The organism is Brevundimonas sp., from assembly GCF_036400995.1.
GTDB lineage: Bacteria > Pseudomonadota > Alphaproteobacteria > Caulobacterales > Caulobacteraceae > Brevundimonas.
The window spans coordinates 17,050-42,982 of sequence record NZ_DASWWG010000038.1; the positions used below are offsets into that span (position 1 = coordinate 17,050).

At 69.4% G+C, this 25,933-nt stretch carries 27 protein-coding genes; 8 read left to right on the forward strand and 19 right to left on the reverse strand.

Annotated features, from left to right (window positions below; all coding sequences use genetic code 11):
* Positions 1–6: 6 nt before the first annotated feature.
* From era to lepB, 3 genes are read right to left on the reverse strand one after another with little or no spacing between them, the layout of a single operon-like run.
* Positions 7–954: a GTPase Era gene (era, locus tag VGE03_RS05105; protein ID WP_331045390.1), complete on the reverse strand. Its 948-nt coding sequence runs from the start codon at positions 952–954 to the stop codon at positions 7–9.
* Positions 951–1,667: a ribonuclease III gene (gene rnc, locus VGE03_RS05110; protein WP_331045391.1), complete on the reverse strand. Its 717-nt coding sequence runs from the start codon at positions 1,665–1,667 to the stop codon at positions 951–953. The genes era and rnc overlap by 4 nt, the downstream gene beginning before the upstream one ends.
* The gene (gene lepB / locus VGE03_RS05115) at positions 1,667–2,548 is read right to left on the reverse strand and encodes a signal peptidase I (protein ID WP_331045392.1); all 882 of its coding nucleotides are present in this window, start codon (positions 2,546–2,548) and stop codon (positions 1,667–1,669) included. Before lepB ends, rnc begins: the two co-directional genes overlap by 1 nt.
* 45 nt (positions 2,549–2,593) lie before the next feature.
* On the opposite strand from lepB, the gene VGE03_RS05120 reads away from it, so the two are divergent.
* Positions 2,594–3,115, forward strand: coding sequence for a hypothetical protein (locus tag VGE03_RS05120; RefSeq protein WP_331045393.1), 522 nt, complete (start codon positions 2,594–2,596; stop codon positions 3,113–3,115).
* On the opposite strand, the gene acpS is transcribed toward VGE03_RS05120, so the two are convergent.
* From acpS to folK, 7 genes are all read right to left on the reverse strand, one after another.
* Positions 3,116–3,517 (reverse strand): holo-ACP synthase, encoded by a 402-nt coding sequence (gene acpS, locus VGE03_RS05125; RefSeq protein WP_331045394.1) that lies wholly within the window; start codon positions 3,515–3,517, stop codon positions 3,116–3,118.
* Positions 3,514–4,251, reverse strand: a complete 738-nt coding sequence (locus tag VGE03_RS05130; RefSeq protein WP_331045395.1) for a pyridoxine 5'-phosphate synthase — start codon at positions 4,249–4,251, stop codon at positions 3,514–3,516. The genes acpS and VGE03_RS05130 overlap by 4 nt, the downstream gene beginning before the upstream one ends.
* Before the next feature lie 10 nt (positions 4,252–4,261).
* Positions 4,262–4,846: an orotate phosphoribosyltransferase gene (gene pyrE / locus VGE03_RS05135; protein ID WP_331045396.1), complete on the reverse strand. Its 585-nt coding sequence runs from the start codon at positions 4,844–4,846 to the stop codon at positions 4,262–4,264.
* A gap of 9 nt (positions 4,847–4,855) precedes the next feature.
* The gene (locus VGE03_RS05140; protein ID WP_331045397.1) at positions 4,856–5,674 is read right to left on the reverse strand and encodes a TIGR00730 family Rossman fold protein; all 819 of its coding nucleotides are present in this window, start codon (positions 5,672–5,674) and stop codon (positions 4,856–4,858) included.
* Positions 5,671–7,737, reverse strand: a complete 2,067-nt coding sequence (locus VGE03_RS05145; RefSeq protein WP_414644893.1) for a RelA/SpoT family protein — start codon at positions 7,735–7,737, stop codon at positions 5,671–5,673. The genes VGE03_RS05140 and VGE03_RS05145 overlap by 4 nt, the downstream gene beginning before the upstream one ends.
* 218 nt (positions 7,738–7,955) lie before the next feature.
* Positions 7,956–8,315 (reverse strand): DNA-directed RNA polymerase subunit omega, encoded by a 360-nt coding sequence (gene rpoZ, locus VGE03_RS05150; RefSeq protein WP_331045399.1) that lies wholly within the window; start codon positions 8,313–8,315, stop codon positions 7,956–7,958.
* Positions 8,316–8,486: 171 nt separating this feature from the next.
* Positions 8,487–9,056, reverse strand: a complete 570-nt coding sequence (gene folK, locus VGE03_RS05155) for a 2-amino-4-hydroxy-6-hydroxymethyldihydropteridine diphosphokinase (RefSeq protein ID WP_331045400.1) — start codon at positions 9,054–9,056, stop codon at positions 8,487–8,489.
* Here folK and VGE03_RS05160 point away from each other — a divergent pair.
* Positions 9,055–9,621, forward strand: coding sequence for an NYN domain-containing protein (locus VGE03_RS05160; protein ID WP_331045401.1), 567 nt, complete (start codon positions 9,055–9,057; stop codon positions 9,619–9,621). The two genes, folK and VGE03_RS05160, sit on opposite strands and share 2 nt — an antisense overlap.
* A 24-nt stretch (positions 9,622–9,645) precedes the next feature.
* Here VGE03_RS05160 and VGE03_RS05165 read toward each other — a convergent pair whose 3' ends face one another.
* Positions 9,646–10,095: a surface-adhesin E family protein gene (locus tag VGE03_RS05165; protein ID WP_331045402.1), complete on the reverse strand. Its 450-nt coding sequence runs from the start codon at positions 10,093–10,095 to the stop codon at positions 9,646–9,648.
* A 214-nt stretch (positions 10,096–10,309) separates the two neighbouring features.
* Here VGE03_RS05165 and VGE03_RS05170 point away from each other — a divergent pair, with 214 nt between their 5' ends.
* Positions 10,310–10,507: a hypothetical protein gene (locus VGE03_RS05170; RefSeq protein WP_331045403.1), complete on the forward strand. Its 198-nt coding sequence runs from the start codon at positions 10,310–10,312 to the stop codon at positions 10,505–10,507.
* Between the two features lie 19 nt (positions 10,508–10,526).
* Here the strand turns inward: VGE03_RS05170 and smpB are convergent, their stop codons facing one another.
* Entirely contained in the window at positions 10,527–10,997 is a 471-nt protein-coding gene (gene smpB / locus VGE03_RS05175; protein ID WP_331045404.1) for an SsrA-binding protein SmpB, read from the reverse strand.
* Positions 10,998–11,013: 16 nt separating this feature from the next.
* Entirely contained in the window at positions 11,014–11,895 is an 882-nt protein-coding gene (gene dapA / locus VGE03_RS05180) for a 4-hydroxy-tetrahydrodipicolinate synthase (protein ID WP_331045405.1), read from the reverse strand.
* A gap of 112 nt (positions 11,896–12,007) precedes the next feature.
* On the opposite strand from dapA, the gene VGE03_RS05185 reads away from it, so the two are divergent.
* On the forward strand, positions 12,008–14,101 hold the full coding sequence (locus VGE03_RS05185; RefSeq protein ID WP_331045406.1) for a transglycosylase SLT domain-containing protein: 2,094 nt from the start codon (positions 12,008–12,010) through the stop codon (positions 14,099–14,101).
* On the opposite strand, the gene VGE03_RS05190 is transcribed toward VGE03_RS05185, so the two are convergent.
* From VGE03_RS05190 to VGE03_RS05205, 4 genes are read right to left on the reverse strand one after another with little or no spacing between them, the layout of a single operon-like run.
* Positions 14,068–14,856, reverse strand: a complete 789-nt coding sequence (locus VGE03_RS05190; protein ID WP_331045407.1) for an ABC transporter ATP-binding protein — start codon at positions 14,854–14,856, stop codon at positions 14,068–14,070. The genes VGE03_RS05185 and VGE03_RS05190 overlap by 34 nt on opposite strands.
* On the reverse strand, positions 14,844–15,824 hold the full coding sequence (locus VGE03_RS05195) for an iron ABC transporter permease (protein ID WP_331045408.1): 981 nt from the start codon (positions 15,822–15,824) through the stop codon (positions 14,844–14,846). Before VGE03_RS05195 ends, VGE03_RS05190 begins: the two co-directional genes overlap by 13 nt.
* The gene (locus VGE03_RS05200) at positions 15,821–16,579 is read right to left on the reverse strand and encodes an ABC transporter substrate-binding protein (RefSeq protein ID WP_331045409.1); all 759 of its coding nucleotides are present in this window, start codon (positions 16,577–16,579) and stop codon (positions 15,821–15,823) included. The genes VGE03_RS05195 and VGE03_RS05200 overlap by 4 nt, the downstream gene beginning before the upstream one ends.
* A 41-nt stretch (positions 16,580–16,620) precedes the next feature.
* On the reverse strand, positions 16,621–17,250 hold the full coding sequence (locus tag VGE03_RS05205; RefSeq protein WP_331045410.1) for a TetR/AcrR family transcriptional regulator: 630 nt from the start codon (positions 17,248–17,250) through the stop codon (positions 16,621–16,623).
* Positions 17,251–17,401: 151 nt separating this feature from the next.
* Here VGE03_RS05205 and VGE03_RS05210 point away from each other — a divergent pair, with 151 nt between their 5' ends.
* From VGE03_RS05210 to VGE03_RS05225, 4 genes are all read left to right on the forward strand, one after another.
* Entirely contained in the window at positions 17,402–18,886 is a 1,485-nt protein-coding gene (locus VGE03_RS05210) for a glycosyltransferase family 2 protein (protein WP_331045411.1), read from the forward strand.
* Entirely contained in the window at positions 18,792–19,691 is a 900-nt protein-coding gene (locus VGE03_RS05215; RefSeq protein WP_331045412.1) for a class I SAM-dependent methyltransferase, read from the forward strand. Before VGE03_RS05210 ends, VGE03_RS05215 begins: the two co-directional genes overlap by 95 nt.
* Positions 19,688–20,485: an RNA methyltransferase gene (locus tag VGE03_RS05220; protein ID WP_331045413.1), complete on the forward strand. Its 798-nt coding sequence runs from the start codon at positions 19,688–19,690 to the stop codon at positions 20,483–20,485. Before VGE03_RS05215 ends, VGE03_RS05220 begins: the two co-directional genes overlap by 4 nt.
* A gap of 66 nt (positions 20,486–20,551) precedes the next feature.
* Positions 20,552–21,706 carry a PDZ domain-containing protein gene (locus VGE03_RS05225; RefSeq protein ID WP_331045414.1) on the forward strand — a complete coding sequence of 385 codons (1,155 nt, stop codon included), beginning with the start codon at positions 20,552–20,554 and terminating at the stop codon, positions 21,704–21,706.
* Here the strand turns inward: VGE03_RS05225 and VGE03_RS05230 are convergent, their stop codons facing one another.
* Complete coding sequence (locus VGE03_RS05230; protein WP_331045415.1) at positions 21,707–22,162, reverse strand: DUF3224 domain-containing protein; 456 nt, start codon at positions 22,160–22,162, stop codon at positions 21,707–21,709. It lies immediately after the preceding gene.
* Positions 22,162–25,632 (reverse strand): DNA polymerase III subunit alpha, encoded by a 3,471-nt coding sequence (gene dnaE, locus VGE03_RS05235; protein WP_331045416.1) that lies wholly within the window; start codon positions 25,630–25,632, stop codon positions 22,162–22,164. Before dnaE ends, VGE03_RS05230 begins: the two co-directional genes overlap by 1 nt.
* Between the last annotated feature and the right edge of the window lie 301 nt (positions 25,633–25,933).

The following is a 25,933-nucleotide window of genomic DNA, read 5'->3' on the forward strand; positions in this document are numbered from 1 at the left end:
GAACTCTCAGACGTCGTAGTCCAGCCCGAACTGGGCATACAGGGCGCGGCTGTCCTGCCACTTGGGATCGACCTTCACCGTCAGGAACAGATGGACCTGACGGTCCAGAAGCTCGGTCAGCTCCTCGCGCGCCTTCTGGCCGATCCATTTCAGGGTCTGGCCGCCCTTGCCCAGGACGATCGGGCGCTGGCTCTCGCGCTCGACATAGATGGTCTGTTCGATCCGGGCCGACCCGTCCGGCTTGTCCTCGAACGAGGTGGTCTCGACGGCGGCCGAGTACGGCAGCTCCTCGTGGACGCGCAGATAGACCTTCTCGCGCGTGATCTCGGCGGCCAGCACGCGCATCGGCACGTCGGCGGACTGGTCCTCGGGATAGAGCCAGGGACCTTCCGGCATGGCCTCGGCCAGCCGCTGGCCCAGATCATCGACCCCGTCGCCGCTGAGGGCGGAGATCATGAAGACCTCGCTGTAGACGCCGGTGTCGTACAGCGACTGCGACAGGGCCAGCAGAGTGTCCCGACGCATGCCGTCGATCTTGTTCAGGGCGAGGATGACCTGCTTCCCGGCTTCCTTGAGGGCCGCGATGATGGTCTCGGTGTCCTCGGCCGAGCGACGGTCGGCGGCCGTGCCGTCCTTGCCCTCGGCGGCGATGTGCGAGGCGGCGTCGATCAGGTGCACCACGATGTCGGCGTCATCCGCTCCGCCCCAGGCCGAGGCGACCATGGCGCGATCCAGACGGCGACGCGGGCTGAAGATCCCGGGGGTGTCGACCAGCACGATCTGGGCGTCGCCGTAGATGGCGATGCCGCGCACGGGGAAGCGCGTGGTCTGCACCTTCTGGGTGACGATCGAGACCTTGGTCCCGGTCAATCGGTTGACCAGCGTGGACTTGCCCGCGTTGGGGGCGCCGATGATGGCGGCGAAGCCTGCGCGCTGGTTCTGGATCTCGGTCAAATCACGCCTTCACGTTGGAGAAGGGCCGTCGCGGCCGCTTTCTCCGCGTCCTGACGTGATCGCCCCTGTGCGGTCAAGGGCGGATATCCGGCTACGCTTGCTTCGACAGTGAATGTCGGCGCGTGATCGGAGCCCGTTCGCTCGACAATCCGGTAGGTCGGAAGCGCCCGTCCCTGGCCCAGCGCCCACTCCTGCAGGGCGGATTTCGGGTTGGTCAGGGCCTTTTTCGGGTTGGCGGCGAACTCGGGCTGCCAGGCGTGGTCGAAGACCTTTCGGGCCGTTTCGATGCCGCCGTCCAGCCAGAGGGCCGCGAGGATCGCCTCCATGGCGTCGCCGAGAACGCCCTCCCGGCGGCGCCCGCCCTGCTTGGCCTCGCCGGGGGACAGGCGCATGGCCGGGCCGACGCCCAGGCGTTCGGCGACGCGGGCGCAGGCGGCCTTGTCGACCAGGGCGTGCAGGCGGGCGGACATGTCGCCCTCATCCGCCTCGGGGAAATCGCGCATCAGCCGGTCGGCGACCAGCAGGCCCAGAACCCGGTCGCCCAGGAACTCGAGGCGCTGGTTGTCGACGAAGGGCCGTCCGCGAGCGTCGCGTTCAGCCCCCTCGCCCACGCTGGCGTGGGTCAGGGCCTGTTCCAGCAGGCCCGGGTCGGCGAAGTCATGGCCGAGGTTGCGCGTGAGCGCACGAACAGCCTCGGCCCGGCGGTCCGTCATCAATGCAGGACTTTGAACCAGCGGCTCAGGCGCACCTTGGTGAACCAGGACACCGGATTGCGCAGCGAGGCGCCCTCGTTCCACGAGAACAGGATGATCTCGGCCTTGCCGATCAGGTTCTCGGCCGGGACAAGGCCGACGCCGCTCTGCGACGGGTCGACACGGCTGTCGACCGAGTTGTCGCGGTTGTCGCCCATCATGAAGTAGTAGCCGGCCGGGATTTCAAACACCGGGGTGTCGTCCAGCAGGTTGCCCGGGCCGAAGTCCTGCACGCGGAAGGTCCTGGAGCCGTCCGGGAAGGTCTCGTCCGCCTGGATGAGCGGACGACCGAAGGCGTCGGTCAGGTCCTGGGCCGACACCACCACGTCACGCACGGGCGCGCCGTTGATGTGCAGCACGTTGTTGATCATCTGGATCCGGTCGCCCGGCAGACCGATCAGGCGCTTGATGTAGTCAGTCTTGTTGTCGCTCGGCAGCTTGAAGACGACGATGTCGCCGCGCTTGGGCGCGCGATCCAGGATGCGGCCGTCGAAGATCGACGGGCTGCCCAGGATCGAGTGCTTCGAATAGCCGTACGACCATTTGGACACGACGATGTAGTCGCCCTGGTACAGGTTCGGCTCCATCGAGGCCGACGGGATGGTGAAGGGCTGGAAGGCGATCGTCCGCAGGACGAAGGCGATCAGCAGGGCGACGGCGATGGTCTTGGCGATCTCCCAGATCTCGCCGAACAGGCCGCCGGAGGCCTTCTTCGCCTTCTTGTCCTTCTTCGTGCGGGCGTAGACGGGCGTCGCATCGACGTCCTCGAAGGGGGCGTCGCCGGAATCGCTCCACACGGGACGCTTCTCGGGCTGGGCGGCCGTCGCGGCGGCGGCGGTCACGGCAGCAGCGGCCGCGACCGTTTCCGGTTCGACGTGAGCGGGCTCGTGATGGGCGTCGTGGTGCGCATGATCGTCGTGGGTTTCGGCGGGAGCGGCGTGCTCATCCGAGGCGTGAGCCTCGTGACCGGCGTGGTCGTCATGCCCGTGGTCGCCATGAGCGGCCTCGGCGTGCGCCGGCGCGTCATGGGCCGGTTCGTCATGGGCCGGTGCGGCGTGAGTATCGTGGTCGTCGTGGTGGGCGGCCGCCTCGGTCGGGGCGGCGTGATCGTCATGCGCCGCCGCATCAGCGTGGCCATGGTCGTCGTGCGAAGGGGTCTCTTCGGCGTGCGCCGATTCCTCGTGGTGCGGCTCGGCCGGCGCCGCGTGGGCGTCGTGACCGTGCCCATGATCATCGGCATGGCCGTGCCCGTGATCGCCACCGTGCGCGGCGTCGTGGGCGTTGTCATGGCCGGCATCGTGACCCGCATCGTGGGCGTGGTCGTCGTGCGGCTTGTGCTCGTCGCTCATCTTCGTCTCATCCCCCAGCCGCCGACGCGGTCTTTCAGCGGCCAAAGCGGTATAACGTGATTAAGCCCCGGGCAAGGCTTCGATCACGACGAAGGCCAGGGCGTACGGGTGCTCGTCGCTGAGAGTCAGATGGATACGGACGGTATGTCCGGGGGGCGTCATCCGGGCCAGGTGTTCGGCGGCATGTCCGGTCAGCGCCAGGGTGGGCTGGCCGGAGGGCAGGTTCACCACCCCCATGTCGCGCCAGTAGACGTCGGCCCGCATCCCGGTGCCCAGCGCCTTGGCGCAGGCTTCCTTGGCGGCGAAGCGTTTGGCGTAGCTCCAGGCGGGGTCAGGCTTGCGATCCGACCGGGTGCGCTCCAGCTCGGTGAAGCACCGCTCCTTGAAGCGGTCGCCGAAGCGATCCAGCGTCTCCTGTATCCGCCGGATGTCCGACAGATCGGCGCCGACGCCCAGGATCATGACGCGGCGTCCATCGCGGCCCGCATCCGCTGGATGGCCGGGGTCAGGCCGATGAACACGGCCTCGCCGATCAGGAAATGGCCGATGTTCAGTTCGCGAACCTCGGCGATGGCCAGCATTTCGGCGGCGGTTCCGTAGTCGAGGCCGTGGCCAGCGTGGACTTCCAGCCCGAGATCGACGGCCAGGCTCGCGGCGGATTGCAGCCGCTCGAACTCGACGGCGCGATCATCGCCGGACAGGTGGCAGTAGCGGCCGGTGTGGAACTCGACCACCTGGGCTCCGACCGCGGCGGCGGCGCGGACCTGATCGGCCGAGGGCTCGATGAACAGCGACACCCGCACGCCCGCTTCGGACAGGCTGCGCACCACGGGCTCGATCCGGGCCTCGTGACCGGCGACGGCCAGACCGCCCTCGGTCGTGACCTCCTCGCGCCGCTCCGGCACCAGGCAGGCGGCGTGCGGGCGGTGGCGCAGGGCGATGGCCAGCATTTCGTCGGTGACGGCCATCTCGAGGTTCAGCGGCTTGCCCGCGTTCGCGCACAGGTCGCTCAGCGCGGCGATGTCGGCGTCGGTGATGTGCCGGCGATCCTCGCGCAGGTGGGCGGTGATGCCGTCGGCTCCGGCCGCCAGAGCTTCACGGGCGGCGCGGACCGGGTCCGGATGAACGCCGCCGCGTGCGTTCCGCACGGTCGCGACGTGATCGATGTTGACCCCCAGGCGAACGGGACCGGACATCGTCCCGCCCCTACTTCGAAAGCCGGCGGCTGCCCGGGTCCTCGACCGGGATGGCGGCCAGTTCGGGCGGCAGGGCGTCGGCGGGGTATGCGGGCACGTCCAGCGTCGCCAGGGCGATCAGGGGCACGCCGACGTCGGCGCGGCCGCCCGAGCGGTCGACGATGCAGGCCGCGGCGACGACTTCACCGCCGGCCGCATTGATGGCGGCGATGCATTCGCGCGAGCTCAGGCCCGTGGTGACGATGTCCTCGACCATCACGACCTTCTGGCCCGGCTCGACGTGGAAGCCGCGACGCAGCTTGAACTCGCCGTCGACGCGCTCGACGTACATCGAAGGGACCTTCAGCCAGCGGGCGGTCTCGTAACCCGGGATGATCCCGCCCACGGCGGGCGAGATGGCCACGTCGACCGGGCCGACGGCGGCCGTGATCTTCTCGGCCAGCGCCCTGCACAGGCGGCCACAGCGTTCCGCGTCCATGAAGACGAGGTTCTTCTGCAGGAAGGTCGGGCTGTGCAGGCCGGACGAGAGGACGAAGTGGCCTTCTCGCAGGGCGCCAGCGTCGCGGAATTCGTTGAGAACGTCTTCGGAGGTCATGCCCCTCCCCTACTCTCTAGCCGTCCCGCTTTGAAGGGCCGGTTGATGCGGATCGGTGCTGTTTTCACCGCCGGGGTTCAGGCCGCGCGCCAGAAGCTCGGCCCAGGCGCCCTCGGCGTCCTCGGCGAAGCTGATCAGCTCGAGGTCGGCCGGGGCGACCATGCCGTGCTCGACCAGGGCGTCGAAGCCGACGACAGCTTTCCAGTAGGCCTCGTCCACCAGCACGATGGGGATCGCCCGCTCCTTGCCGGTCTGGCGCAGGGTCAGGATCTCGAACAGTTCGTCGAAGGTGCCGAAGCCGCCCGGGAAGACCACCAGCGCATTGGCCCGCATGGCGAAATGCATCTTGCGCATGGCGAAGTAGTGGAAGCGGAAGGTCAGCTCCGGCGTCGACCAGGGATTGGGCTCCTGCTCGTGCGGCAGGGTGATGTTGAAGCCGATCGACGGCGCGCCGACGTCGTGGGCGCCCCGGTTCGCGGCGCCCATGATGCCCGGCCCTCCGCCGGTGGCGATGACGTTGTCGCGCGGGTGGCCGACATCGCCGCGCATGGCCCCGCCCCGTTCGGAGGCGATGCGACCGAATTTGCGCGCCTCGGCGTACCAGCGGGCGTGGTTCGGACCGGCGTCCTCGCCCACGCGGGCGCTGCCGAAGACGACGATGGTGGAGCGAACGCCCCAGGCCTTCAGCGCCTGCTCGGCCTTCTCGTACTCCATCAGGAAGCGGGCGCCGCGCATCGCCTCGCTGAGCACGAAGTCCTGATCCAGCGCGGCGATTCGGTAGGACGGCGACGCCAACTGGGCGGCGTTGGAGGGACGCTCTTCACTCACCCGCGGGCGCGCTCCACAGACTCCACGGACGGATTGGCGCGCAGGGCGGCCATGATCATCGTGGCGTGGCGGGCGTCCTCCACCTCCACGTCGATCTCGACGTCGAAGAAGTCCTGCTGCCGGTGGCTCATGACCAGGTTCAGGATGTTTCCGCCGGCTTCACCGATCAGGGTGGCGACCTGGCCCAGCACGCCGGGCGCGTTCCTGATCGTGGCGCGCAAGCGGGCCGCGGCGACGGCGCCTTGCTCGGCCTGCGGGGTCCACTGAAGGTCCTGCCAGACCGAGTCGTCATCGGCGAAGTCGGCCAGACGCTGACAGTCGATGGTGTGGACCGTCAGGCCCACGTCCGGCTCCATGATGCCCACGATCCGGTCGCCCGGGACCGGCGAGCAGCACTGGCCGAAGTGAACGCTGACGCCCGGGGTCAGGCCGCCGCCGCGAACGAACAGGCGGGCCTGGTCATCGGCGATCCGCTTGCGGTCCGGCCCGGCCTTCAGCCGCCCCTTCAGCGCGGGGAACAGGGTCTCGCCGACCTTGGCGGCCGACAGACGCCCACGGCCGATCGCCTCGAACAGGTCGTCATCATTTTCGACGGCGAGGGTCTCGATCGCGGGCTTGAGCGAGACCTCGGCCATGGTCTTGCCTGCGCGCGAAAGCGTCTGCTCGAGGGTCGCCCGGCCCAGCTTCTGGAACTCGCCGCGTTCGGACGTGCGGATGTGACGACGGATGGCCGAGCGGGCGCGGCCGGTCACGGTCAGGGAGCGCCAGTCCGCCGGAATCTCGCGCTTGGCGCCGCGAATGATCTCGACCACGTCGCCGTTCTGGAGCTGGGTGCGCATCGGCTTCAGCTCGCCGTTGACCTTCACTCCGACGGCGGAATCGCCGACCTCGGTATGGACGGCGTAGGCGAAGTCCAGCGGCATGCCGCCGCGCGGCAGGGTGATCAGCGACCCCTTGGGCGTGAAGACGAAGACCTGGTCGAGGTACATCTCCAGCTTGGCGTGCTCGACCCAGTCCTCGCCGCCTTCGCCATGCTCGATCACCTGCACGAGGTGGCGCAGGTTCTGCAGCGGGTCGCGGCCGCCGTCGCGGGCCATGGCCTCGCGGTCGAAGCCGTAGGAATGGTTCTTGTACGCCCAGTGCGCCGCCACCCCGTCCTCGGCCACGCGATCCATGGCCTCGGTGCGGATCTGCATCTCGATGCGCAGGCCCGAGGGACCGACGACGGTCGTGTGCAGGGAGCGATAGTTGTTCGACTTGGGCGTCGAGATGAAATCCTTGAACCGCTCCGGCACCATCGGCCAGGCGCGATGGATCACGCCGAGTGCGCGGTAGCAGTCGTCCTCGGCCTCGACGATCACGCGGAAGCCGTAGATGTCGGATAGGGACGAGAAGCCGACCGACTTGCGCTGCAGCTTGCGCCAGATCGAGTAGGGCGTCTTCTCCCGCCCGACGACCCGGGCGTTGACCCCGGCCTCCTGCAGGACCCGCTCGACCTCGCGCGACACCCCGCCGATGGCCCGGCCGTGCTCCAGCTTCAACGCCTCCAGCCGCCGCTCGATGGCGGTCTTGGCGGTCGGGTTCAGGAAGGTGAAGGCCAGCTCCTCCAGCTCGGAGGCGATGGAGTGGATGCCGATGGAGCGGCCCAGCGGCGCATAGACTTCCAGCGTCTCGCGGCTGATGCGCTCGCGCTTCTCGGGCTTCACGTACTGGAGCGTCCGCATGTTGTGCAGACGGTCGGCCAGTTTCACCAGCAGGACGCGCACGTCCCTGCTGATGGCGAGAATGAATTTGCGCAGGTTCTCCGCCTGCCGGGTGTGCTCGGCCTGGAGCTCGAGCCGCGACAGCTTGGTCACGCCCTCGACGAGGACGGCGATCTCCTCGCCGAACATGCGGGCGATGTCGTCCCGGGTGGCCGAGGTGTCCTCGACCACGTCGTGCAGCAGGGCCGTGACGATGGTGGCCGTGTCCAGCCGGTAGTCCGTCAGGATGCCCGCGACCTGGATCGGGTGGGCGAAGTAGGGATCACCCGAGGCCCGCAGCTGCGAGCCGTGCATCTTCATCGCATAGACGTAGGCGCGGTTGAGAAGGTTCTCGTCCGCGGTCGGGTCATAGGCGCGAACCGCCTCAACCAGTTCGAACTGGCGCAGCACCTTGCTGCGCGCGGGCTCCGGGGTCTTGACCGGAGCCGCGCCGTCGGGGTCGTTCAGATTGGCAGCTTCAGGGGTCGGCGCGGACTGCCGCGCCGGCAGGATGGTGATACCGTTGGCGGGGTCGGCCGTCAGTATCGCTCCTCCTGCCCGCCGTCGCGGTCGCTTTGCAGCGCACGGATCAGCTCGGCTTCAGCCATGTTCATGTGCTGCGGTTCGGCCAGCAGGGCGACGGTTTCCGCCTCATCCTCGGCCTCGGTCCGCTCATCGACACGCTGCAGCGTGGTGATGATGTTTTCCTGCAGGTCGTCCGGCTGGACGGTGTCGTCCGCCAGTTCGCGCAGGGCGACGACCGGGTTCTTGTCGTTGTCACGGTCGATCGTCAGGGCGGCGCCGTTGGCGATGTTGCGGGCGCGGTGACCGGCCAGCAGAACCAGACCAAAACGGTTCGGCACCTTCTCGATGCAATCTTCGACAGTGACGCGGGCCATGAATTTCCTCGGACGCGGGGTACGACCGCGCAAAATATAGATGCGGGCGCGCTTGTGCAACGCCACATAGGCGCAAATACGGCGTCAGCGGGCCCTTTCGGCCAGCGGATAGGCGATGATCAGGACCAGATCAACCTCGCCTGTCCGGCGAATGCCTGTAACGCCGCCGCGTCAGCGCCCTCCCCCGACCGGCGTGGCGTCCGTCCCGACCGTGGGGGCCCGGGCCAGCGCCCGCGCGGTCTCGCCCTTGTCCGGATGGATCCAGTCCGGCGCGATCTCCGCGAGCGGTCCCATCACGAACAGGCGTTGCCAGGCGCGTGGATGCGGCAGGATCAGGCCGTCCAGGTCGCCGGTCAGACGGCCGTAGGCGATCAGATCGAGGTCGAGCGTCCGGGGCGCGTTGGCGACGGACCGCTGGCGACCGAAGGCGTCCTCGATCCGGCCGAGCGCCGCCATCAGGGCGTGGGCGTCGTGCTCGGTCCGCACCATGACGACGCCGTTCAGGAACGGAGGGTCGGTCGGGTCCGGCCAGGCGGCCGAACTCCACCAGGACGACCGGGCGACGATGTCGATCCCTTCGGTCCGAAAGCGGGCCAGCGCCGCCTCCAGCGCCTCGCGGCAGTCGCTCCACGGCCCCTTGTCATTGCAGCCCAGCGCGACGATGACGGCGGTGTCCGCATCGGGTTCGCCGTCTATTTCGACGGGGAGCGGGACGCCTTTTTCAGAGGAAGCCTTTTCCATGACGCCCAATCCGTCCGACCGCACCGCCCTGTTCATCGACGGAGCCAACCTCTACTCCGCCTCCAAGGCCCTGAATACTGACCTCGATTTCCGCAAGCTCGTCGAGATGTATCGCGCGAAGGGCGATCTGGTCCGCGCGCTGTATTACACCGCCGTGGTCGAGGGCGAGGAGTTCTCGCCGATCAAGCCGCTGGTCGACTGGCTGGACTACAACGGCTTCACCGTCGTGAAGAAGCCGGTCAAGCGGTTCACCGACGCGCAGGGCCATACCCGGACCAAGGGAAACATGGACATCGAGATCGCGGTCGACATGCTGGAGCTGGCACCCCGGCTGGACCACGTGGTGCTGTTTTCGGGCGACGGGGATTTCCGGCGCCTGGTGCAGGCGGTGCAGGCCAAGGGGGTCAAGGTGACCGTGGTCTCGACGGTGAAGAGCCAGCCGCCGCAGATCGCCGATGAACTCCGGCGGCAGGCGGACCTGTTTGTCGATCTGAATGACCTGCTGCCGGAAATCGGGCGGCCGCGGCACTCAGGCGGGACGTCGTTGAGAGATGAACGCGGCTGAACCGGAGATCAATGCAAGACCCGCCTAGTTTCCGGGGGGCAACGCCGACATGGACCGCTGATAGAACTCGAAGCTTGTCGAGGTGGAATCGTGGCCCGCCGGCCAGACGTCATTGCACACCGCAGCAGCGACCTTGGACATGGTCGATCCGGGCTCGACCGGCATGGCCGGGCCTTCCCTGGTGAACAGACCTGTTTCGGCTCCTGTTGCATCATAGCTTCGGCGCTCTCCGATCCGAAGAGTGCGGGCGGCGCAGTCCAACCTTATCGTCGTGATGGCGTAGGCGGCCGCCGGGTTTCCGTTCCAGGCGTTGAGCATCATGAAGGTGGCTTCATCACCGACCTTCCGGACCGAGGTCCGATCCACGCCCATCACGACGGTGTCGGTCTGGGTAACGAAGCTCCAGACCTGCCCGGATTGCGCGGGGCTGGTTCCCGCAAGCAGACCGATGACGGCCAGCGATATCATGTTCATACGCCCCTCCACTTCGCGCCCGATGGAGATCGGGAGCCACGGTTGCAACCCCACCGACAAAGCGCCAAACGCGCCGCTCATCGGGCGTCGGGCGGCTCACTCTGCGGCCGGTGTGGCTCTCCTGCCACGCGAATCACGCGCCGTAAAACCGTGATCGGGAAACACGGAACGCCCCCTCATCGGCGACGTTGATCCGGCAGCTTTGGAGGCTGTCATGAACAGGGGTGACGGGGTCTTCTCCCCCCGTGAACGGAGAACCGCGCTGGTCGCGTTGCTGGTCGCCGCCGCTTTGACCGCGGCAGGATTCCTGCTTCAGCCGCTGCTGAAGCCGTCGCTCGGCCCGGGCGGTGTCGACGCCTATGCGCCGGCCGCCGCGCCGGGTGTTCTGGACGCCATTCCGTTCAACGGCTGATCGCCGGCGAAGGAGCAGGTCAGCCCCGCTCCTTCATCAGGCGCGCCTTGTCGCGCTGCCAGTCGCGCTCGGCGCTGGCCTCGCGCTTGTCGTGCAGCTTCTTGCCCTTGGCCAGGGCGATCTCGAGCTTCGCCTTGCCCGCCTCGTTCAGATAGAGCCGGACCGGGATGATCGTCTGGCCGTCGCGCTGGACGGCGCCGATGAACTTGTCGATCTGCTTGCGGTGCAGCAGCAGCTTCCGGTGCCGGCGCGGCTCGTGGTTGAACCGGTTGGCCTGCTTGTACGGCGGGATGTCGGCGTTCACGAGCACGATCTCCCTGCCCTCCACCGCCGCATAGGATTCGGCGATGTTGGCCCGGCCGTCGCGCAGCGCCTTGATCTCGGTTCCGAGCAGGGCGATGCCCGCCTCGGTGTAGTCCTCGAGGAAGTAGTCGAACTTCGCCCGCCGGTTCTCGGCGATCACCTTCATCTTGGGTTTGTCGGAGGCCATCAGCCCTTCAGTCCTGTCAGAGCCCGGCGTCGGCCATCGCGCGGTCGATCGCGGGCTTCACGGCGTCGGCGGTCGGGGCGAGCGGGAGGCGGACCTCCTCGGTGCACAGCTGCAGACGCGAGAGGGCGTATTTGGTGGGCGACGGCGAATTGTCCAGGAACAGGCCCTTGTGCAGGCCGATCAGACGGTCCTGCCACTGGCGCGCGCCGGCGTAGTCGCCGGCCTGTGCGGCCTCGTGCAGGGCGACCATGCCTTCCGGCGCGACGTTGGACGTCACCGAGATCACCCCGACGCCGCCGTGGGCGTGATAGCCGAGGTAGCTGGGATCATCGCCCGAGATCAGGTCGAACTGGCCATCGATGTTGGCCCGCATCCAGCTGACGCGCGCCAGGTCGCCGGTGGCGTCCTTGATGCCGACGATGTTCGGATGGGCGGCGAGCCGGGCCACGGTCTCGTTGGCCAGATCGACGCCGGTGCGGCCGGGGACGTTGTACAGCAGGATCGGCAGCTGGACGGCCTCGGCGATCGCCTCGAAGTGCGCCGCCATGCCCGCCTGCGAGGGGCGGTTGTAGTAGGGCGTCACCACCAGGGCGCCGTCGGCGCCGACGGTCTTGGCGTGCCGGACCAGATCGATGGCCTTGTCCGTCGAGGACGATCCCGCGCCCGCGATGACGCGCACGCGACCGGCCGCGATCTGCACACACAGTTCGACAACCCGTTGATGCTCCTCAAGATGCAGCGAGGCGCTCTCTCCGGTCGTGCCCATCGGCACGACGCCGTGAACTCCTGCGGCGATCTGGCGTTCGAGCAGCGTGGCGAAGGCGGCTTCGTCCACCTTTCCGTCACGAAGTGGTGTGATCAGGGCGGTGATCACGCCCTTGAACAAGGGGGCGGTCATTGAAACGATGGTCCTGCGTGGAATTGGGCGATACTCGCCCGAAAGCGAAGCGCCGGAGGGTAGGTTGCCGGTTCGCCGACCGCAACCGCGACGAATGGGGATCGGACACGGAATGATCGGAATCAGCCTGGCGGCCGCACTGGCCCTCGCCCCTGCGCCCGAGGTGCTGCTGTCTCAGGAGGTCCCCTACTACGCCTCCACCGCGGTCAATCCGGCCAGCAACCAGCCGCGCACCCTGAACGATCAGGACACCGCCCTCTTCCGTCAGGGCCTGACCGCCGCCCGGGCCCGCGATATTCCCGGCGCCCGCGCCGCCATGGCCCAGATCAGCGACCCGGCCGCCCGCAAGCTGGTCGAATGGGCGCTGCTGGACACCAGCGCCGACCGCATGACCTGGGGCGAGCTGGCGGATGTTCAGGAGCGCTTCGCGGGCTGGCCCCGCAGCGACAGCCGCCGTCAGGCCGTCGAACGCGCGCTGGACCGGTCCTACGCCGGGCCGGACGCGGCCCTCGCCCTGTTCAGCCGTGATGCGCCGACGACCGTTCAGGGCGCCATCGCCCTGGCCGAGGCGCTGGACCAGCGGGGTCGCGGCGATGAGGCCCGCCGCCTCATCCGCGACTGGTGGCGCACCCGCAGCTTCGAGGCGGACCAGCAGGCCCGCATCCTGACCCGCTGGGGCTCGACCCTGACGCAGGACGACCACGAGGCGCGGCTGAACATGCTGCTGCTGGGACCGCACGGCCCGGCGACCCGCGCCATGGTCACCCTGGTCTCGCCCGAGCGTCAGGCCGTGGCCAACGCCGTCATCGCCCTTCGCACCGCCTACAGCCCCGACGCCGTCGTCGCCGGCCTGTCGCCGTCGCAGGCCATTGAGCCGGCGGTGGCGCTGGAGCGGGTGCGGATCCTGCGGTCGCAGAACCGCCAGTCGGAAGCCTTCCCGCTGCTGCGCTACCTGCCCGCCGCGCCATCCTCGACCGATGCGCAGAACACGCTGTGGACCGAGCGCCGCAACTATTTCCTGGACGCCCTGCAGGCCCGCAACTGGCAGGCCGCCTATGACGCCTTTAACGGCCACGGCTTCCCCGGCGGGGACCGCAAGGTGGACGCCGAGTTCTTCGCCGGCTGGGTCGCCCTGGTGAAACTGCGTGATCCGGCGCGGGCCGCCCAGCATTTCGAGACCCTGCGCCAGACCTCGACCACCCCGATCACCCAGGGTCGCGCCCTCTACTGGCTCGGCCGCGCCGCCGAGGCCCAGGGCAACACCCCGGCCGCGGTGGAGTACTATCGGGCCGGCGCGCGCCACTTCCAGACCTTCTACGGCCAGCTGGCCGCCGAGAAGGCCGGGCAGACCGTGATCAACCTGCCGGTCGATCCGGTGCCCTCCGAATCCGACCGCGCGGCCTTCGAACGCAACGAGGTCGTCCGCGCCTGGCGGGTGCTGGGCGAGACCGGCGAGGCCAGCCTGTTCCGGGTGTTCGCCTACCAACTGGACGACGACGTCCCGACCATCGAGCAACTGGCGCTGATGATGGACACCTCGCGCGGCTACGGCGAGGGCTTCACCGCCATGATGATCGGCCGCGCGGCCAGCCAGCGCGGCTATCTGATGCCCGAGCGGCAGTATCCGATCCGCGTCCCGCCGGTCGTTCCGGGCGCCGCGCCGCTGGAGTTCACCCAGGCGATCACGCGGCAGGAGTCCAGCTTCGACCCGCGCGCGCGCTCGCACGCCAACGCCCGCGGCATGATGCAATTCCTGCCGGCCACCGGCCGCAGCGTCGCCCGCCAGCTGGGCCTGCCGTTCTCGGACGAGCGGCTGTACGATCCCGACTTCAACATGACGCTGGGCAGCTTCCACCTCGGCGACCTGATGAACAATTTCAACGGCTCGATGCTGCTGACGACGGTGGCCTACAACGCCGGTCCGGCCCGGCCGCCGCAGTGGATCGCGCGCTGTGGCGACCCGCGCGCCGGATCGACCGATCCCATCGATTTCATCGAATGCGCGCCCTTCACCGAGACGCGGAACTACATGATGCGGGTCATGGAGAACATGACCATCTACAAGGCGCGTCTGAACGGCGGCGCGGCGCCCCTGACCCTGACCCAGGACCTCCGGCGCGGCATCCCCCGCGGTCCGCAGCCCTACACGGTCGTGACCCCGGGCGAGGAGCCCTACCGGACGCCGGAGCCGGAAGCCGGCGAGTAACGGACGCTGGACAGCAGGGGGCCGTCCGGGCCCTCGATCCAGCGGGCGTCCAGGCCGAAGACCCGGGCCATGACGTCCGGCGTCAGCGCCCTCAGGGGCGCGGCGTCGGCGACGACGGTTCCGGCGTGCAGGACCACGACCCGATCGGCGTAACGGGCGGCCAGGGTCAGGTCGTGCAGGCTGACCAGCACCGCCTGTCCCGCCCGCGCCCGCGCCCTGAGACGTTCAAGCACCAGCAACTGGGCATCGGGATCGAGACCGGCGACGGGTTCATCCGCCAGCAAGGCCTTCGCCCCGGTCGCCAGGGCGCGCGCCAGAAGCACCCGCGCCCGCTCGCCGCCGGACATCTCGGCGACGCCGCGATCCGCCAGATGACCGGCCTCGACCTCCTCCAGCGCCCCGCGCGCGGCGGTCAGGGCCGCCGTGGCCGACAGGAAGGGGGCGCCGAGGGCGGCGATCTCGACGGCGGGCAGGTTCCAGGCGATCCGGCCTTCCTGCGGGAGGTAGGCGACCCGCCCGGCCCGCGCGCCCGGCGACAGGCGCGCCACGGGCTCTCCGGCCAGCCGCGCCTCGCCCGCCTCGAGCGGCAGAAGACCGGCCAACGCGCGGATGACGCTGGACTTGCCGGCCCCGTTCGGACCGACGACGGCGACGAGGTCTCCGGCCCCGACCTTGAGATTGACGCCGTCCAGGACCGGGCGGCCACCCAGTCGCGCCGAGGCGTGGGCCAGCTCCAGCGCTCTCACAGCCGCCACTCCCGCGCCGCGCGCCAGGCGATCAGGGCGAACAGGGGGGCGCCGACGAGGGCGGTGAAGACGCCCAGCTTCAGCTCCTGATCCGTCGGGGTGATCCGCGCCAGCAGGTCCGCCCCGACCAGCATCAGCCCCCCGGTCAACGCAGCCGGGGCCAGCAGGCGCGCGGGGTCGCCCCGCACCGCTGCCCGCACCAGATGGGGCGCCGCCAGGCCGACGAAGCCGATCACGCCGGACACCGCCACGGCCGCGCCGGTCGCCAGCGCCGCCGCCAGCAGCGCCAGAAGCCGGAGCCGTCCCATCGGCAGCCCGGACGTCCGGGCGGTCTCCTCGCCGAGGCTGAGCATCTTCAGGCCCGGGGCCGCGAGGACGGACAGACCAGCCGAGAGGGCGAGGACCGGGGCGACCCAGAGGACGTCGATCCAGCTGCGGTTCTGCACCGAGCCCAGCAGCCAGCTCATCACCTCCGCCGAGGCGATCGGCGACGGGGACAGATTGAAGATCAGGGCGGTCGCCGCGCCCGCGAAGCTGGACAGGGCGACGCCGAACAGGATCAGGGCTTCCGGCGACCGCACCCGGCTGGAGAACAGGATCAGCAGCCCACCCGCGGCTCCGGCCCCGAACAGGGCCGAAATCTCGACCGCGCCCGGGATGGCGGCCACGCCGCCGACGATGGCGGTCGCCGCGCCCAGCGCCGCCACGGCCGAGACGCCCAGCACGCCGGGATCGGCGAGCGGATTGCGCAACAGCCCCTGCATCACGGCGCCGGCGAGCCCCAGCGCCGCCCCGACCAGGAGGGCCGTCACCGCTCGCGGTGCACGCACCTGCCAGAGCACCTCAGCCGGGCCGGAGGCCGGATCGGCGAAGGCCTGGCCGAACTGGGCGGCGGACAGCGGGCTCTCGCCGAACACTACGGCCAGGGCGAGGGCGGCCGCGATGGCGGCCAGCAGGATCAGGGACAACCGGTTCACGCCGCGCCGTCCCTCAGCATCGCCGCGGCGTCGGCGGCGAACCAGGCCGGACAGGTCAGGGTCGAGGCCGCCAGGCTGGCCGCCACCCGCCCCTTCGCCGCCTTGCGCACGACCGGATGACGGCCGGGGCCGCGCCAGTCGCCGCGCGCCTGATCAAAGAAGCCGAGCACGAACAGGACCGGGGGCGACAGGGCGATCCGTTCGACGCTGACCGGGTTGAAGTAGGGCTTCTCGGCGGCGTTGCGGAAGCCGGCCGCCCGGAAGATGGCGTCGATCAGGGTCTCCCGGCCCGCCGTGAACCCGCCGGCGGTCAGATAGAGGGCGGTCGGTGCCTGTCTCGTCGCCGGCGCCGCCTCGGCCAGACGGGCGTCCATGCGGGCGATCAGGGCTTCGCCCCGCTCGCGCGCGTCCAGCGCCTGCGCGACCGATCGAATGTTGGCGCGTATACCGTCGAAATCCGTCGCATCCGCGATGACGGCGACAGACGTGCCGCGGGCCTCAAGGCGGGTCAGCAGGCGGGGCTCGCCGCCCCAGTAGCGCACCACCACATCCGGCTGAAACGACACCGCCGCTTCGAGCGTCGGGCGGACGCGCGCCCTGCCCTTCGCCGCCTCGCGAAGCCAGGCGTCCGGATCATCCGCGCGGGGAGACAGGGCCAGTTCCGCGTCAGGGCGCAGCGCCAGCACATACTGGTCCGCGCACTGGTCCAGCGACAGGACCCGAAGCGGGCGAGCCTCCGCGACTCCGCCGGTCAATGACAACAGAACCCCCGCGGCGGCGCAGGCCGCCCGTCGCCTCAAGGCTTCAGCAGGCCCGCGAACAGCCCCTCCAGCATGGTGGTGGCCAGCTGGTCGTGGTCGACCCAGTCGAAATAGGGCTTGGCGATAATCAGGGAGATGACGCCGTGGCCGCCGGCCCAGAAGGCCTGGGCCGTGGTCTTGGCATCGCTGTTCAGCCGCCCGGCGGTCTCCAGTTCCTCGACCACCTGCTGGAAGGTGGCGAACAGCTCGGCGCCCATTTCACGGGCGGCCGACTGCGCGCCTTCCCGGAGCTCGGCAGGGCGGGTCATGTAGACCAGCCGATAGGCATTGGGATTGGCGAAGCCGAAGTCGATGTAGGCGCGCATCATCTTGCGCATGCGCTGCTCGGGTGAGCCGGCCTCGGCAATGGCCGAGCGATTGGCCTCCAGCAGCGACTCGAAGGCCTGCCGGCAGATCTCCTGAAGGATCTCGCCCTTCTCCGAGAAATGCATGTAGAGCGCGGTCGAGGACAGGCCGACCTCGTCCGCGATCTTGCGGATGGTCGCGCCCTCATAGCCGTGCTCGACAAAGATGCGTTCAGCGGCGGCGAGGATTTCTGCGCGCCGTTCGTGGCCTTCGCCCTTGGGCTTGCGGGCGGACTTGGCGCTGGCGGTTGTGGCGTTCACGCGCGACTCCGGAGGTCTGCCCCCTGAATAGCGGCATTCCCCCCGGCCCGCCAAGCGGTTGCCATCGAATACAACCTTGCGTTAACCATTGCGTGTGGAATGGCAAGCGCACATCAATGACGGGAAAGTCGGTGAGGCGTCGCCTGCGGCCGTGCTTCGTCCCGAGCTCTGCGCGGCCGACCGGAACCTGTCCCTGTTCCAATGGGCTCTTCTGGTCCTGTTCGCCTTCGGCGCCTTCTGGGGCGCGCAACACCTGTCCCGGACCTTGCTGGCGCAAGTAGCCGCAGCCGCGGGCGTCGTCTTCCTGTTCATCGCCGGGTGGCGGTGCCTGCTGGTGGTTCTCAGCAAACCGCCCGCGGAACCGGCCCCGGCCCCGGAAATCTGGCCCCGCTACACCATCCTGGCGGCGCTTTACGATGAGGCGGAGGTGGTGGAGCAACTGATCGGACGCCTGGCGGCGATCGACTATCCGCCGGACCGTCTGCAGGGGTTTCTGGTCCTGGAGGAGCGGGACACGGAGACCCGGGCGGCGGCAATGGCGGCGGCTAGGCCGCCGTGGCTCGAGGTGTTCGTCGCGCCTCCCGGGCAGCCCGGCACCAAGCCCCGGGCGCTCAACTGCGCCCTGCCGCATGTCACCGGCGACCTGCTGACGGTCTATGACGCCGAGGACGCGCCGGACCCCGGCCAGCTGAAGGAGGCTGCGGCCCGCTTCGACGGCGACGCGACCGGTCGACTGGCCTGCCTGCAGGCGCCGTTGCGCATCCGCCCCGCGAGAGGCTCGGTCTCGCGCTTCATCGACCGACAGTTCGCGGCCGAGTACGCGGCCCTGTTCGAGATCACCCTGCCCGGCATGGTCCGTCTGGGCCTTCCCTTCCCGTTGGGCGGGACCAGCAACCACTTCCGGGTGGATGTCCTGCGGGCCGTCGGCGGCTGGGATTCCTGGAACGTGACGGAGGACGCCGATCTCGGATTCCGGCTCTGGCGTTTCGGCTGGCGGATCGGCGTCCTTCGTCGCCCGACTTGGGAAACGCCGCCGGGTCCGCTGCGCGACTGGCTGCCCCAGCGGACCCGTTGGCTGAAGGGATACATGCAGACCTGGGGCGTGCATACGCGCAATCCGCTCGGGCTGGGGCCGCGGGGCCTGTTCTCCCTGCTCATCACCCTCGGGCTGGCGCTGGCGTCCGCCGGGCTTTACGGCCCGACCCTGTGCTGGGTCGCCGCCTCGATCCTGGTGGCGCTGCTGGCCGGACTTCCGCCCGCGACACCGGCGCTCGCCCTCACCGTCCTGATCCTCGGCGCGATGACGGCCTGGCTGTGCTGCAAGGTCGGCGCGCGCCGGGCCGGAGCGCCCTATGGCCTGTGGGACATGATACGGGGGCCGATCTACTGGTCCCTGCTGAGCCTGGCCTTCACCCACGCGGTCTGGCGGCTTCTGGCGGAGCCGTTCGCCTGGGACAAGACGCGGCACCGCCCCGACGTCCAGACGCCCTTCAGTGACGCCGCGCTGGACGAAACCGCCCTGCCCGGCCTATCAGCGGCCCATGTCGCCGCGCCTGAACCCGTCACCCGAAACACTCGTCACCCGGGGGTGGGAGGACTACGCCCTGCTGGACAGCGGCGGCGGGCTCAAGCTTGAACGCTACGGCCGCTTCACCGTCGTGCGCCCGGAGCCCCAGTGCTTCTGGTCGCCGCGCGATCCGGCGGCGTTCGATAAGGCCGACGCCACCTTCGCCCCGCAGGCCCAGGACGAGGATGACGACGGCCGTTGGCGGTTCTCCGGAAAGCCGGTCGAGACCTTCCCCCTGGCCTGGCGCGACGTGCGCTTCACCGGCCGCTTCACCCCCTTCCGCCACCTGGCCTTCTTCCCGGAGCAGGCCGCGAACTGGGAGTGGCTGGACGCGCGGGTGCGAACCCTGAAGCGCCCGAAGGTGCTGAACCTGTTTGGCTACACCGGCGTGGCCTCGCTGGCCTGTTCGGCGGCGGGCGCCGAGGTCACCCATGTCGACGCCTCCAAGAAGTCGGTCGCCTACGCCCGCGAGAACGCCGAACAGTCGGGGCTGGCGGACCGGCCGATCCGCTGGATCGTCGAGGACTGCCGCAAATATGTGGCCCGCGAGGTCCGTCGTGGCGTGAAGTATGACGGCATCATCCTGGACCCGCCGAAGTACGGACGCGGGCCGACGGGCGAGGTCTGGCGGCTGTTCGAGGACCTGCCGGGCCTGCTGAAGGACTGCGCGGCCCTGCTGTCGGATGACGCCTCCTTCCTGCTGCTGAACGCCTATGCCGCCCGCATCTCGGGCCTGTCGCTGGCCCATCTGATGGCCGAGGCAACGGCGGATCGGGGCGGCGTCATCGACTGGGGCGAACTGGCCCTGGCCGAGCATGGGACGGACGGGCGGGCCATAGGCCTGAGTTTCTTCGCCAGATGGAGCGGCCAATGAGCGACCGCCTGATCACCTCCCTGACCAATGACACGGTCAAGGCCGTGCGCGCCCTGAACATGCGCAAGGAGCGCGAGACCACGGGGCGGTTCCTGGCCGAAGGACTGAAGTTCATCGGCGAGGCGCTGGATCAGGGCCAGACGCCGAAGTTGCTGCTGGTCGGGATGGAGGCGCGGGAGCATCCGCTGCTGGACCGCGCCAGGGCCGAGACCCGCAAGGCGGGCGGCGAGGTGATCGTGGTCACCCACCCGATCCTCGAGAAGATCAGCCGCCGGGACAATCCGCAGACCGTTCTGGGCGTGTTCGAGCAGGTCTATACGCCCCTGTCGGCGATCAATCCGAAGAGCGCCCCCTGCTGGGTTGCGCTGGAGCAGGTCCGTGACCCGGGCAATCTGGGGACCATCATCCGCACCGCCGACGCGGCGGGCTGTGGCGGGGTCATTCTGATCGACGACTGCGTGGACCCCTACTCCACCGAGGCGGTGCGGGCGACCATGGGGTCGGTCTTCGCCGTCGCCATCGCGAAGGCGACCTCCGCCGAGTTCATCGCCTGGCGGCAGTCATGGCCCGGCAGCGTCATCGGCACCCGGCTGGACGCGACCCACGGCTATCGGGACGCAGCGATCCAGCATCCGGCCCTGATCCTGATGGGCAATGAGCAGGCAGGGCTGACGGATACGCTGGCCGCCGCCTGCGACGTCAACGTCAAGATCCCGATGCGGGGACGAGCCGACAGCCTGAACCTGGCCATCGCGACGGGCGTCATGGTCTATGCGGTGACCGACGCCGCCTAGGGGCCTCGCCGGAAGGTGACGGGAGTTTCACTTGCCCGGACGGCGGGACGGGTGAAGCTTCGGCCCATGCGCCTCCTCCTGCTGCTTGCCGCCCTCCTGCCCTTCGCCACGCCGGCTCAGGCCCAGACGCCGGAACTGTCGCCCGAGGCCTATCGGGCCGACGCCCTGTCGATCGAGGGGGTGATCAACAGCCGGTACGCCTATCTGGACCGCTTCCCCGGCGGCGTCATGCCGATGAGCGACGTCCTGCGGGCCGAGGCGGCGGCGGTGCATGACCGGTCCAGCCTGCTGCGCTACGCCGGGCATGCGATCACGGCCCTGGCCGACCCTCACGCGATCACCGGCAGTTCGTTCGCCGACGACTGGGGGCTGGTCCCAAGCTATTCGGACCTCTGGGTGGAGCGGGACGGCGCCGTCTGGCGCATCACCGCGGTGCGCGAAGGCTCTCCGGCCGAGGCGGCGGGTGTGCGCATCGGCGAGACGCTGGATGCGGTGGGCGGCGTGGCCACGACCGAGGCGGTGCGCGCCTTCTGGGCGGAACTGGGTCTGGAGCCCGGCGGAGACCGGGACGGCCATGCGGCGCGGGTGCTGGCGGCCGGGCGCCGGGATCGTCCGCGCGATCTGACAGTCTCCGGACGGCGGCTGACCCTGCCCAATCTGTACGCCGCCGGCCCGGGCGACCGGCCGCCCGTGACGGTGAGCCGCGCCGGCGACCGGCTGATCATCCGCTTCAATGACTCGCTGGGGGACAGTGACACCATCGCGGCCTTCGACGCGGCCATGGCGCAGGCGCGGCCGGGGCAGACGGTCGTGCTGGACCTGACCGACACCGCCAGCGGGGGCAACACCTCCGTCGCGCGGGGCGTGATGGGCTGGTTCGTCAGCGAGGCCCGGCCCTACCAGATTCACAACCTGCCCTCCGAAGGGCGGGAGACGGGCGTGCCCCGGCAATGGGTCGAACAGGTCCTGCCGCGGCCGGGCAAGCGGTTCGAGGGGCCGGTCGTGGTCCATGTGGGGCGCTGGACCGGCAGCATGGGCGAAGGGCTGGCCATCGGGATGGACGCCCTGGGCGCGCGGGTCGAGGGCGACCGGATGGCGGGCCTGCTGGGGGCCGTCCATGATCTCCGGCTGGAGCACTCCGGACTGATGATCAAGCTGCCGGTGGAGCGGCTCTACGCCGTGGACGGGACGCCCCGGGAGGCCTTCGTCCCGACCCGCTGATCAATGGCCCGGCAGGGTGTAGTCGAGGACGTAGCGGTGCTCGCCGCCGGCGATGGTCAGGTGGAAGACGCCAGTGAGGCCTTCGAGCGCGCCTGTGCCCGAACCGGGGACGATGGTGATCGACAGGTCCTGCGCGCCGCGGTCCATGACGCCCCGATGGACCAGCAGGAAGGTCCCTTCACGGCCGTCGAGGGCGCCGCGCACCCGCTCCATGGCGACATAGGCGCCGGACTGGTCCGGCCCCATGGCGCCGAGCATCTCGCCCTCGCCGGTTCCGGTCAGACCGCCGTGGAAGGTCTTGGTCAGGGTCATGCGGCCGGGCAGGTCGGTCGCGGCGCCGTCGGCGGGCGTGACCGGGGTGATGGTGACGTTGAACGTTCCGGAAGCCTGATGGCCCACGGGAGCCTCCTGCGGAGCGAGGGCGAGAACAGCGGCGGCGAGAACCGGAGCCAGCATCACGCGTCCTCCAGATAGCTGACGCCGGGAGCGGACTTCAGGGCGCCGCGCAGGGCGCCGTCGAGGCGGTAGCGACCGGGCAGCTTCATCTCGACCTCGCGACGGCCGTCGAGGGTGGCGACGAGGAAGACCTCCCCGCCCTTCCCGCCCTCGGCGGCGGCGCGTTCCAGACGGCTGCGCAGGGCCCCGGCGTCGGCGGCGCGGGCCGAGACGTGGATGCGCAGCCCCATCCGGCCGTCATCGATCAGGGCGTCGAGACGGCTGGCGTCATCGCCGAAGAAGCGGACCTCGCCGTCCGAGCTCTTGGCGCGGACCTTGACCATGACCGAGGCCCCCGTCTCCAGCACGTCGCGGCATTTGCGCAGTTGCTCGGGCGGGAACAGGCATTCGAACTCGCCGGTCGGGTCGGAGAAGGTGACGAAGGCGAATTTTTCGCCCGTCTTGGCGCTGGCCCGCTCCTGACGGCGGCGGACGACCCCGGCCATCATGAAGGCCTCGTGGCCGCTCTCGGCCAGGGCCGTGGCCTCGGCGACGAAGGTGACGCGCTTGCGCTTCAGGGCGGGCGCCATGTCCTCCAGCGGGTGGCCGGACAGGTAGAAGCCGACGGCGGCCAGTTCCTGGTCCAGCTTCTCGGGACCGACCCAGGGCTCGACCGGCGACAGGCGCGGACGGCCGGCGGCGACCTGGTCCCCGCCGAACAGGGACACCTGCGAGGAGGCGCGCTCGGCCGCCACGCTCTGGCTGTAGGCGATCAGCTTGTCGGCCTGTTCGAACAGCTGGCGGCGGTTGGAGTGGAAGCTGTCGAAGGCGCCGGCGCGGGCCAGGTTCTCCAGCGCGCGCTTGTTGACGTAGCGGGGGTCGACCCGTTCGAGGAAGTCGAAGATGTCGGTGAAGCGGCCGCCCGCCTCGCGCACCTCGACCAGATGCTTCATCGCCTCGAGGCCGACGTTGCGGATGGCGCCCAGCGCATAGAGGACCGCGCCCTCGGGCCCATCCTTGCCCTCGCGCCATTCGACGTCGAAGTCGGCCGAGGAGCGGTTGACGTCCGGCGACTTCACCGGGACCTCGAAACGACGACAATCCTGATAGAAAACAGCCAGCTTGTCGGTATTGCTGAGATCGAGACTCATCGATGCGGCGAAGAATTCGACCGGGTGGTTGGCCTTCAGCCAGCCCGTCTGGAACGAGATCAGGGCATAGGCGGCGGCGTGCGACTTGTTGAAGCCGTAGCCTGCGAACTTGGCCACCAGATCGAAGATGCCGCCCGACTGGGCCTCGGAAACGCCCTTCTCGGCTGCGCCCTTGACGAAGCGGAGGCGCTGGAAATCCATCTCCTCCTTCTTCTTCTTGCCCATGGCCCGACGAAGCAGGTCGGCCTCGCCGAGCGAGTAGCCGGCCAGGATCTGGGCGATCTTCATCACCTGTTCCTGGTAGATGATGACGCCGTAGGTCTCGGTCAGGGTCTCCTTCAGCGTGTCGTGGAGATAGTCGACCTCGGCCCGGCCGAATTTCCGGTCGATGTAGGTGTCGATCATCTCCATCGGCCCGGGCCGGTAGAGGGAGATCAGGGCGGTGATCTCCTCGATCGAGCCGCAGCGCATCTTGCGCAGGGTGTCGCGCATGCCCTGGGATTCCAGCTGGAACACCCCGACCGTCTGGCCCGAGGCCATCAGCTCATAGGTGCGGGCGTCGTCCAGCGGCAGCTGGTTCCAGACCGGCGCCAGGCCGCGCCGCGACAGGTAGCCGTGGGCGCGGTCCAGCGTAGTCAGGGTCTTCAGGCCGAGGAAGTCGAACTTCACCAGACCGGCCGGTTCGACCCACTTCATGTTGAACTGGGTGGCCGGAATGTCCGAGCGCGGGTCCTGATAGAGCGGCACCAGTTCGGTCAGGGGCCGGTCGCCGATGACGATGCCCGCCGCGTGGGTCGAGGCGTTGCGGTACAGCCCCTCCAGCTCCAGCGCGGTCTCCAGCAGGTTGCGCACGGCCGGTTCGGCGTCCCGGGCCTCCTTCAGGCGCGGCTCCAGGTCGATGGCCTGCGCGAGGGTGACCGGATTGGCCGGGTTGTTCGGCACCATCTTGCAGAGGCGGTCGACCTGGCCGAGCGGCATCTGCAGCACCCGACCGACGTCGCGCAGCACGGCGCGGGCCTGCAGGGTGCCGAAGGTGATGATCTGGGCGACCCGGTCCTTGCCGTAGTGCTGCTGGACGTAGGTGATGACCTCTTCGCGCCGTTCCTGACAGAAGTCGATGTCGAAGTCGGGCATCGAGACGCGTTCCGGGTTCAGGAAGCGCTCGAACAGCAGGCCGAACCGCAGCGGGTCCAGATCGGTGATGGTCAGGGCCCAGGCGACCAGCGAACCGGCGCCCGAACCCCGGCCCGGCCCGACCGGGATGTCGTGGATCTTCGCCCATTTGATGAAGTCCGACACGATCAGGAAGTAGCCGGGGAAGCCCATCTGGGTGATGATCCCGACCTCCCATTCCAGGCGGTCCCAGTAGTCCTTCTCGGGCACGGCGGGGGTGACCTGCTGCAGGCGCAGCTTCAGCCCCTCGCGGGCCTGGTGGGCCAGTTCGTCGGGTTCGGAGCGCCCCGCGCCGGTGTCGAAGCGGGGCAGGATCGGCGCGTGGGTCTTCACCAGGAAGGCGCAGCGGCGGGCGATGTCGAGGGTGGTGTCGCAGGCCTCGGGCAGGTCGGCGAACAGCTCTCGCATGGCGGCGGGCGTCTTGAACCAGTGCTCGCCGGTGATGCGGCGGCGATCCTCCTGACCGGTGAAGGCGCCGTCGGCGATGCACAGCAGGGCGTCGTGCGATTTCGCCTGCGAGGCCTTGGCGTAATAGACGTCGTTGGTGGCCACCAGCGGGACGTCATTCTCATAGGCCCAGGCGACGAGGCCGCGCTCGGCCTGCGCCTCGGTCGGCAGGCCGTGCCGCTGGAGCTCGACGTACATGCGGTCGCCGAAGGTGGCGAACATCTCGTTCAGGGCGGCGTTCCCCGCCGTCGTCTTGCCCTGCACATAGAGGGGATCGACGGGACCGTCGGGGCCGCCGGACAACAGCAGCAGGCCGTCCGAATGCTCGACGACCGTGTTCCACGGCACGCCCGGCTCATCGGTCGGGGCGATGTCGAGATAGGCCGAGGACGACAGCTTGCACAGGTTCAGCCAGCCGGCCTCGTTCTGGGCGATCAGGACGACGGTGGGGACCTTGGTCCAGCGGTCGGTCCCCTGCCCGCCGATCCCGGTGACCGGCAGGGCGCAGGCGACGATGGGCTGGACGCCCGCATCCTTGGCGGCCTGGCTGAACTCCAGCGCGCCGAACAGGTTGGCGCGGTCGGCCACCGCGACGGCAGGCATGCCGTTGTCCGCCGCCATCTTCGGGATCTTGCCCGCCTTGATCGCGCCTTCGAGCAGCGAATAGGCCGAGCGGACCCGCAGGTGGATGAAGCCCTGACTGTTCAACGCCTCGCTCACCGCGCCGTCACTCCGTTCGTCCGCCATCCGCACATGGTGAACCGAGTCTCACATCCGGCCCGCCGGAAACACCGGAAACCGCCTGAACGCCCCAGCCAACGGGGGATGGTTTGTGGATGGGCCGAAAGGGTCGAACGCCGAAATGTGCACTCTGGAAAAAACGGAGTGCACATCGTGCACAAATTGGTCTCAAGCCTTTGAAAACATGAGAGGCGAAGAATGTGCACAGTGCACTTTCGCGCCCAATTCGGCGTGCACTTTCACCCCTTCCGGTTCAGGCCGCCGGCAGAAGCAGGACCGC

Coding starts and splice junctions, on each gene's coding strand:
- rnc (WP_331045391.1), bottom strand. CDS start 1,667: ATGACGGACCGCCGGGCCGAGGCTGTTCGTGCGCTCACGCGCAACCTC.
- acpS (WP_331045394.1), bottom strand. CDS start 3,517: ATGATCCTGGGCGTCGGCGCCGATCTGTCGGACATCCGGCGGATACAG.
- VGE03_RS05130 (WP_331045395.1), bottom strand. CDS start 4,251: ATGTCCGGTCCCGTTCGCCTGGGGGTCAACATCGATCACGTCGCGACC.
- pyrE (WP_331045396.1), bottom strand. CDS start 4,846: ATGACCTCCGAAGACGTTCTCAACGAATTCCGCGACGCTGGCGCCCTG.
- VGE03_RS05145 (WP_414644893.1), bottom strand. CDS start 7,737: ATGAAGATGCACGGCTCGCAGCTGCGGGCCTCGGGTGATCCCTACTTC.
- rpoZ (WP_331045399.1), bottom strand. CDS start 8,315: ATGGCCCGCGTCACTGTCGAAGATTGCATCGAGAAGGTGCCGAACCGT.
- VGE03_RS05160 (WP_331045401.1), top strand. CDS start 9,055: ATGACGCCCAATCCGTCCGACCGCACCGCCCTGTTCATCGACGGAGCC.
- folK (WP_331045400.1), bottom strand. CDS start 9,056: ATGGAAAAGGCTTCCTCTGAAAAAGGCGTCCCGCTCCCCGTCGAAATA.
- VGE03_RS05165 (WP_331045402.1), bottom strand. CDS start 10,095: ATGAACATGATATCGCTGGCCGTCATCGGTCTGCTTGCGGGAACCAGC.
- VGE03_RS05170 (WP_331045403.1), top strand. CDS start 10,310: ATGAACAGGGGTGACGGGGTCTTCTCCCCCCGTGAACGGAGAACCGCG.
- smpB (WP_331045404.1), bottom strand. CDS start 10,997: ATGGCCTCCGACAAACCCAAGATGAAGGTGATCGCCGAGAACCGGCGG.
- dapA (WP_331045405.1), bottom strand. CDS start 11,895: ATGACCGCCCCCTTGTTCAAGGGCGTGATCACCGCCCTGATCACACCA.
- VGE03_RS05185 (WP_331045406.1), top strand. CDS start 12,008: ATGATCGGAATCAGCCTGGCGGCCGCACTGGCCCTCGCCCCTGCGCCC.
- VGE03_RS05215 (WP_331045412.1), top strand. CDS start 18,792: ATGTCGCCGCGCCTGAACCCGTCACCCGAAACACTCGTCACCCGGGGG.
- VGE03_RS05220 (WP_331045413.1), top strand. CDS start 19,688: ATGAGCGACCGCCTGATCACCTCCCTGACCAATGACACGGTCAAGGCC.
- VGE03_RS05225 (WP_331045414.1), top strand. CDS start 20,552: ATGCGCCTCCTCCTGCTGCTTGCCGCCCTCCTGCCCTTCGCCACGCCG.
- VGE03_RS05230 (WP_331045415.1), bottom strand. CDS start 22,162: ATGCTGGCTCCGGTTCTCGCCGCCGCTGTTCTCGCCCTCGCTCCGCAG.